Origin of the sequence: Aeromonas sp. s10, from assembly GCF_040907975.1 — a bacterium.
Lineage (GTDB): Bacteria > Pseudomonadota > Gammaproteobacteria > Enterobacterales > Aeromonadaceae > Aeromonas > Aeromonas caviae.
This window is the reverse complement of record NZ_JBFOCV010000033.1, coordinates 154,044-166,227: the sequence shown is the minus strand read 5'-3', so window position 1 is coordinate 166,227 and position 12,184 is coordinate 154,044. Positions and strand designations below refer to the sequence as shown.

Sequence of the window (12,184 nt, the reverse complement as noted above, 5' to 3'; positions counted from 1 at the left end):
CCGCCGCCCCTTTCACAAGCGGGAGCGGGGAGAAAACTCTGGTACTATCGGGCCCATGAACCGACTCGATCCCCTGTTTGAACAGATCCGGGCCTGCCGCCTGTGCGAGGCCCACCTGCCGCTCGGCCCAAGGCCGGTGATCCGCGGCAACGAGCGCGCCCGTCTGCTCATCATCGGCCAGGCCCCCGGCACCCGGGTACACGCCAGCGGCATCCCCTGGGACGATCCCTCCGGCGATCGGCTGCGCTTGTGGCTCGGGGTGGACAAGGCCACCTTTTACGATGAATCCCGCATCGCCATCATGCCCATGGGGCTCTGTTACCCCGGCAGGGGCAAGTCGGGGGATCTACCGCCGCGCCCGGAATGTGCCCCCACCTGGCACGACAAGGTACTGATGCTGCTGCCCAACATCGAGCTGACCCTGCTCATCGGCCAGTATGCGCAGGCTTACTACCTGAGGGCGGCGGCGAAAGGATCGCTCACCGAGACGGTGCGACACTGGGCGGACTATGGCCCGGCCTGGTTGCCGCTGCCGCACCCGTCCCCGCGCAACACCCTCTGGCTCAGGAAGAACCCCTGGTTCGAGCAGGCGGTGATCCCCCATCTGCAGCAGAGGGTCGCCCCCCTGCTTGACCCGGCAGGCTAGAGCGCCGGCTCGGCCTGGGGCTTGGGCTTGGGCTTGCTGCGGGCCATGGCGACCAGCGGCAGTATGATGCACAGGCACCCCAGCAGCAGCGGCAGCCCTGGCTGTTCGTCAAACAGCCACACCCCGATGGCGACCGCCATCAGCAGCCCGGTGTACTCCGCCGAGGCGATCTTGCTCACCTCCGCCTTGCGATAGGCCATCACGCACAGCCCCGCGTAGACCATGATGAGCGCCGAGGAGCCGAAGGCGGGCCACCACATCTGCCATTGCCACTCGCCCCCTTCCCACCAGGCCAGCGCCAGGATGAAGGGCATGCTCAGCACATTGGTGAAAAACAGGGTCTGGGCGATGGGCTGCTGGAGCGGGATGCGCTTGATCAGCAGGTTGTTGACCGCCAGGGAGAGCGCCACCCCGAGCGCCGCCAGGGCGGCCCAGTTTACTTCGGTCGGGCGCAGCACGATGAGCACTCCGACGAAGCCGAGCAGCGCCGTCAGCACCTTCTGGCGCGAGAGTGCCTCCCCCGCCAGCCAGACCGCGAGCGGCACCATCAGCAGCGGGGCGGCATAAAAGAGGGCGTTGGCGGTGGCGAGCGGCAGCCGGGTGAGGGCGACCACCATCAGGCAGACGCCGACGGCCCAGATGTGGGCTCGCAGCAGGTGCCACTTGAGGGCTACCGGCGGGTTGCGCCGCCAGGACCAGAGCAGCCAGGGGGCGAGCAGCAGGGCTGCGGAGAGCTGGCGGAAAAAGACAAACTGGAAAATGGGCTGGTCCGGCTCCAGCACCTTGACCAGGGCATCGGAGAAGACCGCCACCATGTTGCCGAGCACCAGATAGAGGATGCCTATCCCGACTGCATTCATACCACCTCCAGATTCAGATGAGGGGAGGGTAGCCCGCGGCCTGTTATCCAGTAAAATGATAAAAAATCATCACGCATGAGAAATTTGGATAATGAAGCTGCCCCCCCTGCGCGCCGTTCAATATTTCGAGGTGGTTGCCCGCCTGCTGAGTTTTTCCCGCGCCGCCCTGGAGCTCAATGTCAGCCAGAGTGCGGTCAGTCACCAGATCCGTCTGCTGGAGGATTTTCTGGGGGAGCGGCTGCTGCTGCGCCAGGGGCGGCTGCTCTCCCTGACGCCCCAGGGGGAGATCTATTTCGAGGGGATCGCCGCCGGGCTGGTCCAGATTGCCCAGAGCAGCGAGCAGTTGCGCGGCGGCGGCGAGATGCGGGTGCGGCTCGCGGTCTACAGCTCCTTTGCGGTGAAGTGGCTGATCCCGCGCCTGGCCGGGCTGCGCCAGCTCTATCCCGAGCTGGATCTCAGCCTGGAGATGGTGGCGGAAGATCCCGAGCTCTCCGACAGGGTGGCGGACGGTTTCATCACCGTCTCCCCCGAAGGGCCGGGCTACATGCACGATCTGCTCTATCGGGAGCGGCTGATGCCGGTGTGCAGTCGCCGGATGTGGCAGCAGGTGGAAGGGGAGTGGCCCGCCACCCTGTGGCAGTTGCCGCTGCTCTCCATCCAGGCTATCTACCGCGAGAAGGGGGAAGATTGGCGGCGCTGGGCCGAAATGGGGGGGCTGACTATTCCCCCCGAGGCGAGGGTGCACCATTTCAGCCATATCCTGCTCGCGCTGGAGGCGGCGAACTGGGACCAGGGAATGGCGCTCATCAATGACTACATGTTGCAGCCGGAAGATCCGCGTCTGGTGCGGCTGCCCCTGCACGCCCTCGAGACCGGCGACAACTTCTATTTCGTCTTCAAGCGCTCGCGCGCCCATGAACCCGCCATCAGCCGGTTGCGTCAGTGGCTGTGGCAGGAGTCGCAGGCGAGCCTGAGACCCGGGGAAAACGAGCCTCTCAGGCGCGTCTGAACGTGCTGGGCGCCCTATGCAGAATGGACGGCACAGACCACGACGCAGGAGTCTGATTCGGGAGGCCTGATGGCACTGGCGAGACCAGGGCCATCAGGAGCGGGTCAGGTGCGCTTGAACTGGCTCAGTACAAAGAGGGTGGTGGCGCAGACTACGACCGAGGGACCGGCCGGGGTGTCCTGATACCAGGAGAGGGCAAGGCCCCCCAGCACGGCGAGACAGCCTGTCAGGGCGGCAAAGCCGGCCATCTGCTCCGGAGTCTGGCTGAAGCGGCGGGCGGTGGCGGCGGGAATGATCAGCAAGGAGGTGATGATGAGCGCCCCGACGAACTTCATGGCCACGGCGATGACCAGGCCTATCAGCAACATCAGCACGCAGCGCAGCACATCCACCCGTACCCCTTCCACCCGGGCCAGCTCTTCCGAGATGGTCATGGAGAGCAGGGGATCCCAGAGTCGCCACAGGGTGAGCAGCACCAGGGCGCCGCCGCCGTAGATCCAGAGCAGGTCCATGGGCTGCACCGAGAGCAGGTCGCCAAACAGGTAGGCCATCAGGTCCACCCGCACGTTGTCCATGAAGCTCAGGGTGACCAGACCCAGCGACAGGGCGCTGTGGGCCAGAATGCCGAGCAGGGTGTCGGTGGCCACCTGCTGGTTGCGGCTCATGATGACCAGCAGCATCGCCATGGCGAGGCAGCAGACCACGACCGCCAGGGTGAGGTCCACCTGCAGCAGGATGCCGAGGGCGATGCCGAAGAGGCAGGCATGGGAGAGGGTGTCGCCAAAATAGGCCATCTTGCGCCACACCACGAAGCTGCCAAGCGGCCCGGCCAGCAGGGCGATGCCGAGTCCGGCCGCGAGGGCGTATAACAGAAAGCTGTCCACGTGAAGATCCTAGTTGTTGCGAGAGGGCAGGCGGATGACGGGAGCCTGCGGTTCATGATGATGGTGTTCGCCATCGCAGTGGTGATGGTGGGTATAGACCGCCAGCACCTCCCTCTCCGGCCGCCCGAACAGGCGGGCAAATTCCGGGTGACGGGCCACGCTCTGTGGCTCGCCGTGGCAGCAGACGTGGCGATTGAGGCAGATCACCTCGTGAGTGCTGGCCATCACCAGGTGCAGATCGTGGGAGACCATCAGCACGGCGCAGTGGAACTCGGCGGCCAGCTGGCTGATGAGGGCATAGAGCTCGATCTGGCCCGTGATATCTACCCCTTGCACCGGTTCGTCCAGCACCAGCAGCTCGGGTTTGACCAGCAGGGCGCGGGCCAGCAGTACCCGCTGCATCTCGCCACCGGAGAGCTTTTGCATCCGGTTGTCCAGCAGATCCTGGGCACCGACCCGATTGAGCGCCTCCTCGATGGAGAGGCGGCTGTTCTTGCCAAGTTGCAGGAAGCGGCGCACCGTCAGGGGGAGGGTGGGGTCCAGATAGAGGCGCTGGGGTACATAGCCGACCCGCAGATCGCGGCGGCGGACGATGTCCCCCGAATCTGGGCTGAGCAAACCCAGCACCAGCTTGCTCAGGGTGCTCTTGCCCGCCCCGTTGGGGCCGACCAGGGTGGTGATTTTGCCTTTGTTCAGGGTAAAGGAGACCTTGTCGAGCACGAGTCGTCCGTCAAATGAGAGACAGACCTCTTTCAGCTCCACCAGTTGGGTCATGACAGCTCCGGGGTTTACAGCCTGTGAGAGTTATAATATAACAGCGACGTTGGTTTGTTATATTATCACACACATATTCCCTGACGAGACCTCTATGCGAATTCTTGCTCTGATCACTGCCCTGATGGCGGTGAGTCTGCCTGTCCGTGCCCTCGAGGTGCTGACCACCATCAAACCCCTGGGCTTCATCGCGGCGGCGATCACCGATGGTGTGAGCGAGCCCGGGGTGCTGCTGCCCACCGGTGCGTCGCCCCACGATTTTTCCCTGCGCCCTTCCGACATGCGCAATATCAAGGAGGCCGATCTGGTGGTGTGGGTCGGTCCCGAGCTGGAAGGCTTCATGGCTAAACCCCTGGCCCAGCATCCTCATGTATTGACCCTGACCCAGGTTCCCGGCATGCCGCTGTACAACTATGCGACCCAGGGGGAACATGACGATCATCACCATGATGACAAGGATCATGACCATGCCGCCCACGACCACGGCTCGCACGACGAGGGCCATGAAGGGCACCACCACGAAGGGGTGGATCCCCACATCTGGCTGGGTCCAACCCAGGCCAAGGTGATTGCCAAGGCGATCGCGACCGAACTGGGCAAGCTGGATCCTGCCAACCAGGCGCGCTATGCCGCCAATCTCGCGGCCTTCGAGGGCAAGGTTGACGCCCTGGACAAGGTGATCGCCGTGCAGATGAAGGCGGTGGATCAGAAGGGCTACTTCGTGTTCCACGAAGCCTATGGATACTGGGAGCGTCACTACGGCATGAGCTCCAAGGGACACTTCACCGTGAGCCCGGAGCGTCGCCCGGGAGCCAAGACGCTGATTGACATCCGCAAGGCGCTGGAAGAGAAAAAGGCGAGCTGCATCTACGCCGAGCCGCAGTTCTCCCCGGCGGTGATCGAGTCGGTTGCCCGCAATACCGGGGCCAAGGTGCTGCTGCTGGACGAAGTCGGCGAGCAGGTGCCGCTCGGTCCGGACGGTTATCCGCAATTCATGCAGCAGTTGGCGGATGCCTTCGCCCAGTGCCGCTAGGCCTTGCCCGACATTGACGATAGAGGCGGCGCGGCCAACTATACTGACCTCCAGCATCTGATATGGAGTGTCAGTCATGAAATGGTTGCTCGTCTCTGCCTGCACGCTGACCCTGCTGGGATCCGGCATACAGGCATCCGGTCTTTCCGAACACATCGCCAGCCCGGAACTCAGGGCAAAAATGCAGGCGGTCTATGGCGCCAGAGCGATCCAGCGGTCCGAGGCCTTCTCTCGTCTGCTGACGCCAAGGGCCGGAACGACGGACCAGCAGAAGCTGGAGCTGGTGAACAACTACTTCAACAACCTGACCTACAGCGAGGATCCCAGACTGTGGGGGGATGATGATTATTGGGCCAATCCGCTGGAGTTCATCGGGGCGAGAGGCGGGGATTGCGAGGACTACAGCATCGCCAAGTACTACACCCTGATGGAGCTGGGGGTCGACGAGAAGAAGCTGCGGCTGGCCTATGTGAAGGCAATTCGTTACAACCAGTTCCACATGGTGACGTTGTACTTCCCGACCATCAAGTCAGATCCCCTGGTGCTGGACAACATCAATGGCCGCATCCTGCCGGGGAGCAAGCGCAATGATCTGCAGCCGGTTTACAGTTTCGATGCCAAAAGCATCTGGATCATGAAATCCCGTCGCGAGGGAACCCTGGCGGGGAGTGCCGATCGCCTGGCCCAGTGGACCTCGATGCAGAGCCGCTTCTCCAGCGAGCATCTGCGCTCCCCCCGTCGCCAGCTATAACTTGCCCGCCGCCTTCAACTCCTCGAAATATTTTCCCGCGCCCGGATGCTGTTCGACACTCAGCACCGGGCCTATTTTGTTGCGCACCTTGTGAAACAGGTTCGCATAGCCATAGGTCTGTTCGTTGAAACTGGTTTGCTGGCTCAGCATGGCCCGGGTCAGCCGATAGACCTCGTCATCGGGAGTGGCGGCATTGGTCACCAGGGTGGCGGCGATGGCGAAGGTGGGGGTTGCCTTGAGGTTGCCCGGGTAGATGCGTGCCGGCACCTGGCTGCGCTGGTAATACCTGACCCCTTTGAGCAGCTGGTCCCTTACGGGCCCCTCGATCGCCAGGAAGCGCACGGCGCAGCGCTTGGCGGTGTCCAGCACGATGCGGTTGGGATGACCCATGACAAGGCCATAGGCATCGATCTGTTTATTGCACAACGCTTCGGAGAGATTGGCGACGCTCTTCAAATCGAGATCCTGCTCCTTTGCGCCCAGAACATTGAACAGGGCCAATGCCGTTTGACGAGTCCCTGAACTCTTCAGGCCCATGTCGATGGGGGCCAGCTTGAGCTGCTCCAGGGTGGTGATATCCCCATCGGCTCGCACCACTATGGTGAAAGGTTCGGCGTGGGTGGCAAAGAGAGCCCTCAGCTCGCGTTGTGGTTGGGCAACGAAAGGCCCCGTGCCCTGGCTGGCCTGATAGAGCCAGTCGGACTGGACGAGGGCATAGGGGACCTCTCCCGCTTTCAGCTGGCGGAGATTTTCGATGGACCCAGAGCTGGCCTGCAGTTTGCAAGGCATCGTGGGGTCACTTTTTTTGGCCAGTCTGCAGAACTCCTTGATGACCTGGTAATAGATGCCTTGCTCCCCCCCTGTGCCTATGGTCATGGTGGTCGCGTGCAGGGTCGGTTGCCACAGCAGGGCAAGCAGCAGCGGGATCCTCATGATGCATTCTCCTGAGTGGCATAACCATCGATACCCCAACTGCGCAGCATGTCCACATCGCTTACGTCGCCGGCTTCCGCCAGCAAGGTGTAGCCGGAAGCATGGAGGCATTGGGAGAGCAGGTTCCAATAAAGGGGGGACTGGGTGAGCTGGCAACTGATGAAGACGGGTCTGATGGGGTCGAGCCTGGCCAGATTGTCGTTGTTCATCGGGATGTTGCTGAATGCCAGCTCAATCCCCTGGGACTGGAGTGCGGTCAGTCGTTCCTCGGCCAGAGGGGGGAAGATCGCCAGGTCCCAGCGCCAGTCCAGCGTCTTGCCACGAGTGCTGGTCAGCACGGGGGCAAACTGCGCCCAGTCTGGGTGGCCGAGCAGGCTGAGAGGCAGCTGAAGTCCTTCCGCCTTCTGAGTCAGCCAGTCGTTGAGCAGCCCCCGAATTTCATCCGGCGAACTGTCCGTGGTGGGGGGGTGCTTGGGTAGCAGGCGGCTGTAGAGCCTGATACTCCCCTGAGTGGAGAAGAAATGCTGCTGATAGGTGTTGCCATCGGTGTCGACCAGCCCAACGAGCTTCTGGTGGGTCGGGAGAGCGTCGTGCTTGCCAAGCTGGGTGATCTTGAGCCGCTGTTGCAGCAGGTCCCGCTTGCGTTCAGAGACCAGCTGGTTGATGGAGACAACGACTTCCTGCAATTCGCGAAGCCACGGGGTTGGCAGGTTGCCGCTGAACTGGCGTTTGCGGATCCGGGTCAGCTGCAGACTGACCTGTTCGAGGGGGCGCAGCAGGCGGCGGCACACCCAGGTGATCACCAGGCTGAACACCAGCAGGCCGGCGAGCAGCGCAAGTCCGGTACGACTGATGGCGTTCCACAGATGCTGGTAGGCGTAACCCTTGTGTCCCTCGAGCGTGAGGGTACCGAGAATGCGCCAGCCGTCGGTCAACTCCTGCTCAATCTTGACCGGCGGCATGTCGATAACTGAGGGGAGCCAGCCTGGAACATTTTGCTGTGCGGTGTGGAACACCTTCTGGAACAGCACCTGGCCATCCGGATCCAGCAGAACGACGGAGTTGACGAAGCCTCCGTCGAACATGGCGTTCACTATGGTCTCGGCAAGGACCTTGTCATCGTTGAGCAGAGTGCCCTGCAGCACCAGCCCCAGTGCGGTGATGGCGGTTTCAAGGTTGGCCGACATCTGGTCGAGAATAGACTGTCGTACCGTCGTGATCTCCAGCACGAGCAGCAGCGCGGCGCCGATGGTGAAGAGGATTAGGATGATTACATTTAACAATTTTGCCAATGACATACCCACTCCATGGAGATGTTTTTGCAACATTTTCTGGGCCGGAGAGCACCACAACCGGACTTGGTTCTTAAAAATAGAAAAAAATGGCTGAAAATGACGATCATTTCTGCCCATGCTGGAAGGTTATGCATAAAATGTGAGTTTCGTGCATGGAGCTATGAACTTTTTGTAAGTATTTAGGTCTAAAAGCCAGATATTCGGTTTTCATAATAAAAACTCATAAAAACAGACCCACAACCACCACCCTTAGATCTAATAACAGGATAGCGGATGAAACGTCTCCGTCCCTTGGTAGCCCAGGCTGCCAATTGGGAACCCCCGGTTCCCCGCAAGCATTTCTATGCCATGCTATTGCTCACGGCCATGACGCTGTCAGCGGTAGCCGTATTGCCAGCTCCCGGTGACATCCTGGAGCGGCCACTGCGTCTGGAGTTGCCGATCGCCACCACGGGCACCGCAACCAACGAAGACAACACCGACTTCAACGACATTCCGGATCACGAGCTGGTCGAGTCAGCCGCTCCCGAAGACGACATCCCGGCCGATGCCACGCCTCAATGGCAAGATTACCGGGTTCGCAACGGCGAGAACCTGACCACCATCTTCAACAACTTGGGGCTGTCCACCACCACCCTCTACAAGGTGCTGGATGCGGATGCCAAGAACAACCTGGCGCGTCTCAAACCCGGTCAGACCATCGAGTTGCTGATCGATCAGGACAACATTCTGCAGCAGTTGAAGATCCGCCTGAACATCAAGCAGACCCTGGTGCTGGAGCGTACCGACGACACCTATAGCGCCAACATGCTCAATGAAGAGGTGGAGTGGCAACAGAAGAGCTATGACGGTGTCATCAACGGCAGCTTCTACGTCAGCGCCCGCAATGCCGGGATCCCGGCCAACCACATCCAGAAGATTGCCAACCTGTTCCAGTGGCGCCTCAACTTCGCCAAGGATTTGAAAAAGGGTGACAAGTTCAAGGTGCTGGTCCGTCAGGAGACGGTCGACGGCAAGAGTACGGGCAATACCCAGTTGCTGGGGGTCGAGGTGTTCAGCCAGGGCAAGGCCGTGTCAGCCTGGTTGTCGGAAGATGGCAACTATTATGACGGTCAGGCAAACAGCCTGGAGCGCGGCTTCCGCCGTTATCCGACTCACAGCCGTTACCGGGTCAGCTCCAGTTTCAACCCGAATCGCCGTCATCCCATTACCGGGCAGGTCCGGCCCCATGAGGGAACCGACTTTGCCCTGCCGGTAGGCACGCCCATCATGGCGACCGGTGACGGTGTGGTCCTCAAGGCAACCAGCCACCCGCTGGCAGGCACCTATGTCGTGATCAAGCACGGCCGTACCCTGATGACCCGTTATCTGCACCTGAGCAAGCTGCTGGTCAAGCCGGGCCAGAAGGTGAAGATGGGTGACAAGATTGCCCTCTCCGGCAACACGGGCCGCTCCACCGGTGCTCACCTGCACTACGAGGTGCGCATCAACAACCGCCCGGTGGATCCCATGAAGATCAAGCTGCCGATGGCGGAGCCGCTCTCCGGCAAGGACAAGCGTCAGTTCCTCGCCAAGGTGAAGAGCTACCGCAAAGAGATGGAGGCGGGCTGAACGGCTTCCTCCTGACGAAAAAGGCCCCGCCAACTGGCGGGGCTTTTTCATTGCAGAACGGCTTCAATAACCCTTGTCAAAGTCGATCCTGCCGTCCAGCTGCTGACCATCGATGAAGCGGATGTAGTTGCGGATGAAGATCTGGGCCACATCTTCCGGGAAGCTGTAGGCGCTGTTGTGAGGCGTCACGATGAGATTGGACTGGTGCCAGAGCGGGCTGTCAGCGGGCAGGGGTTCCTGCTCGAACACATCGAGCACCGCCATGGCGGGCTTGCCGGCTTGCAGTGCCGCCAGCAGCTCCCCCTCATGGACGGCATTGCCTCTGCCGACGTTGAAGAAGATGGCGCCCGGTTTGCAGTGGCCGAAGCGTTCGGCGGTGAAGAGATGGCGTGTCTCGCGGGTGGCGGGCAGCACGCTGACGATGACATCGGCCTGGGCCAGCATCTTGTTGAGTGTCGGCAACTGGTACACCTGATCGAACCCGGCACGCTCACGGCCACTGTGGCTGATGCCGAGCACCCTCATGCCAAAATGTTTGCCGGTGTGGGCGATATGCTGCCCTATGCTGCCGGTGCCGAGCAGCAGCAGCGTCTTTCCCTTCAAGCCCTGATAGGGATGGCTCTGCCAGACGCACTGTTGCTGCTGCTCGCGATAGAGTGGCAACTGGCGGGTCAGGCTGAGCAGATGGCCGAACACATACTCGCTCATCAAGGGGCCGAAGATGCCGCGGACATTGGTGAGCAGGTAGTCGCGGCGGCAACTGGCGTCCAGCAGCACGTCGACCCCGGCATAAGTGGACTGGAGCCAGCTGAGCTTGCCGGCCTTGGCCAGCAGCGGCTTGGCCCGGGCAGGCTCGGCCATCAGGATATGAGCGTCACCGATAAGCTGTTCGGCCTCGGCCTGATTGTCGGCCCGAAGAATGTGCAGATGGGGAAGATGGGCCGCCTTGAGCAGGCGTTCATAGTGGCTGTTGTCCTGACTCAACAGCAGCAGGGTACGTTGGCTCATACTCTTGTTCCTTATCGTGTTTATGGCAAGGCGAGAGGGATGCTGTCTCCATCTTACCCCAGTTGATCGGGCAAGATAGTCGAGCAGGGCGCTTTTTCATTTTTAGACGGGGCCCTCGTGGGCTACAATCTGCCCCACATTTTGCAAAGGATCCGACTCCAGTGTTTGGTGACAAGTTTTATAAGCGACTGGCCGAGCTGCAGCCCTGGCAGCAAACCGTCTATACCTTGGCGCTGGCAGAGCGCATGTACCCCAACTATGTGCTCTTTACCCAGGCCTCCGGTTTCGGGGATGCGAGGGCATTCCGTCACGCGCTGGATCAGATGTGGAACTACCTGACGGTCAAGGGATCCCGCGTCAATCTTGGTGCCATTCTGGAAGCGTTTGAAGTCTACATTCCCGATCCCCGCAAGTTTGAATCCTACGGCGCCTATCCGGCACTGGACGCCTGCGTGGCGCTGGGTTGTGCCTACAACTCGGTGATCTGCCGGGTGGGGGAAGAGGCCAACGACGCCAGCCATGCGTCTGTCGGCACGGTCGCCGGCTTCATCGAGATGCTGGAAGAGCGGGACCTCAGCGATGAGGAGCTCTATGAGCACGAGTACATGGAGGCGGAGCTGGAGTTCCAGGTCGAACTGCTCAAACGGGTGGCCCATGAACGGGACAGCGATCGCATCCTTGCCATCCGCGCCTTCGCGGCCCAGGACGGCGTCTCCAACATCGGCATCAGCCTGGAGGCGTAATGCCATCGCGTTCTACCCATAAAAAAAGCTCCCGGTCGGGAGCTTTTTTTATGGGTGCGGTTCAGGCCCGCTCTTCGGTCAGGGGGCTGACACTCAGCACGGGGGCGGCATCGATACCGTCGGCATTCATCATGGCGGAGATGCGTTGCAGGGAAGAGAGCAACAACCCCTGCTCCCAGTTCTCCAGCGCCTGAAAGCGTTGAATGAAACTCTCCTGCAAGGGGGTCGGAGCCTGGGCAAGCAGGGCGCGTCCCGCGTCAGTGAGCGTCGCATGCACCTTGCGTTTGTCGGTTTCGCTGCGAATGCGCTGCACCAGCTGGCGGCTCTCCAGCCGGTCCATGATGGTGGTGGCGGTGGCCTGGCTCATGTTGGTGTGATCCGCCAACTGGCGCATGGAGATCTGGCCAAGCTCGTCGATACCCTTGAGCAGCAGGAGCTGGGGCGAGGTCAGGCCGGCTTCCTTGATCAAGCGCTTGGAGTGCATGTCGATGGCACGGATGATCTGGCGCAGGGCGATCAGCACTTCATCATGTTTTTCCATGGGGTCTGGGTCATCGCAGGGCTGTGGAGAGGCGCGAAATTCTCCGCCTAATCCATAACAAGGTCAATATGGTTTTTGATGTAATGATTTCAGCTC

At 61.2% G+C, this 12,184-nt stretch carries 13 protein-coding genes; 6 read left to right on the top strand and 7 right to left on the bottom strand.

Translation table 11 applies throughout. From position 1 onward, the window contains the following. Positions 1-55 precede the first annotated feature (55 nt). Positions 56-646 (top strand): uracil-DNA glycosylase family protein, encoded by a 591-nt coding sequence (locus tag AB5Y59_RS09910; RefSeq protein WP_010672800.1) that lies wholly within the window; start codon positions 56-58, stop codon positions 644-646. On the opposite strand, the gene AB5Y59_RS09905 is transcribed toward AB5Y59_RS09910, so the two are convergent. After that, positions 643-1,506, bottom strand: a complete 864-nt coding sequence (locus tag AB5Y59_RS09905; RefSeq protein WP_368211908.1) for a DMT family transporter — start codon at positions 1,504-1,506, stop codon at positions 643-645. The two genes, AB5Y59_RS09910 and AB5Y59_RS09905, sit on opposite strands and share 4 nt — an antisense overlap. Before the next feature lie 91 nt (positions 1,507-1,597). Here AB5Y59_RS09905 and AB5Y59_RS09900 point away from each other — a divergent pair, with 91 nt between their 5' ends. Beyond that, complete coding sequence (locus AB5Y59_RS09900; RefSeq protein WP_042014956.1) at positions 1,598-2,515, top strand: LysR substrate-binding domain-containing protein; 918 nt, start codon at positions 1,598-1,600, stop codon at positions 2,513-2,515. 104 nt (positions 2,516-2,619) lie between these two features. Here AB5Y59_RS09900 and znuB read toward each other — a convergent pair whose 3' ends face one another. Continuing rightward, positions 2,620-3,399, bottom strand: a complete 780-nt coding sequence (znuB, locus tag AB5Y59_RS09895) for a zinc ABC transporter permease subunit ZnuB (RefSeq protein ID WP_010672803.1) — start codon at positions 3,397-3,399, stop codon at positions 2,620-2,622. Between the two features lie 9 nt (positions 3,400-3,408). Then, on the bottom strand, positions 3,409-4,173 hold the full coding sequence (gene znuC, locus AB5Y59_RS09890; protein WP_039039733.1) for a zinc ABC transporter ATP-binding protein ZnuC: 765 nt from the start codon (positions 4,171-4,173) through the stop codon (positions 3,409-3,411). A gap of 94 nt (positions 4,174-4,267) precedes the next feature. On the opposite strand from znuC, the gene znuA reads away from it, so the two are divergent. Next, positions 4,268-5,206 (top strand): zinc ABC transporter substrate-binding protein ZnuA, encoded by a 939-nt coding sequence (gene znuA, locus AB5Y59_RS09885; RefSeq protein WP_128296331.1) that lies wholly within the window; start codon positions 4,268-4,270, stop codon positions 5,204-5,206. Between the two features lie 76 nt (positions 5,207-5,282). Then, a complete protein-coding gene (locus AB5Y59_RS09880) occupies positions 5,283-5,957 on the top strand; it encodes a transglutaminase-like cysteine peptidase (RefSeq protein ID WP_041212317.1) in 675 nt (224 codons plus the stop codon). On the opposite strand, the gene AB5Y59_RS09875 is transcribed toward AB5Y59_RS09880, so the two are convergent. Beyond that, entirely contained in the window at positions 5,952-6,893 is a 942-nt protein-coding gene (locus AB5Y59_RS09875) for a TAXI family TRAP transporter solute-binding subunit (protein ID WP_368211984.1), read from the bottom strand. The genes AB5Y59_RS09880 and AB5Y59_RS09875 overlap by 6 nt on opposite strands. Beyond that, positions 6,887-8,188: a LapD/MoxY N-terminal periplasmic domain-containing protein gene (locus AB5Y59_RS09870; protein WP_342041015.1), complete on the bottom strand. Its 1,302-nt coding sequence runs from the start codon at positions 8,186-8,188 to the stop codon at positions 6,887-6,889. The genes AB5Y59_RS09875 and AB5Y59_RS09870 overlap by 7 nt, the downstream gene beginning before the upstream one ends. A gap of 270 nt (positions 8,189-8,458) precedes the next feature. Here AB5Y59_RS09870 and mepM point away from each other — a divergent pair, with 270 nt between their 5' ends. Continuing rightward, entirely contained in the window at positions 8,459-9,796 is a 1,338-nt protein-coding gene (gene mepM, locus AB5Y59_RS09865; protein WP_041212320.1) for a murein DD-endopeptidase MepM, read from the top strand. Between the two features lie 63 nt (positions 9,797-9,859). Here the strand turns inward: mepM and AB5Y59_RS09860 are convergent, their stop codons facing one another. After that, positions 9,860-10,804 carry a D-2-hydroxyacid dehydrogenase gene (locus AB5Y59_RS09860; RefSeq protein ID WP_268453220.1) on the bottom strand — a complete coding sequence of 315 codons (945 nt, stop codon included), beginning with the start codon at positions 10,802-10,804 and terminating at the stop codon, positions 9,860-9,862. A gap of 161 nt (positions 10,805-10,965) precedes the next feature. Between AB5Y59_RS09860 and AB5Y59_RS09855 the strand changes: the two genes are divergently transcribed. After that, positions 10,966-11,547, top strand: coding sequence for a YjaG family protein (locus AB5Y59_RS09855; protein WP_042864483.1), 582 nt, complete (start codon positions 10,966-10,968; stop codon positions 11,545-11,547). Between the two features lie 61 nt (positions 11,548-11,608). On the opposite strand, the gene AB5Y59_RS09850 is transcribed toward AB5Y59_RS09855, so the two are convergent. Next, on the bottom strand, positions 11,609-12,088 hold the full coding sequence (locus AB5Y59_RS09850; RefSeq protein ID WP_010672813.1) for a MarR family winged helix-turn-helix transcriptional regulator: 480 nt from the start codon (positions 12,086-12,088) through the stop codon (positions 11,609-11,611). Between the last annotated feature and the right edge of the window lie 96 nt (positions 12,089-12,184).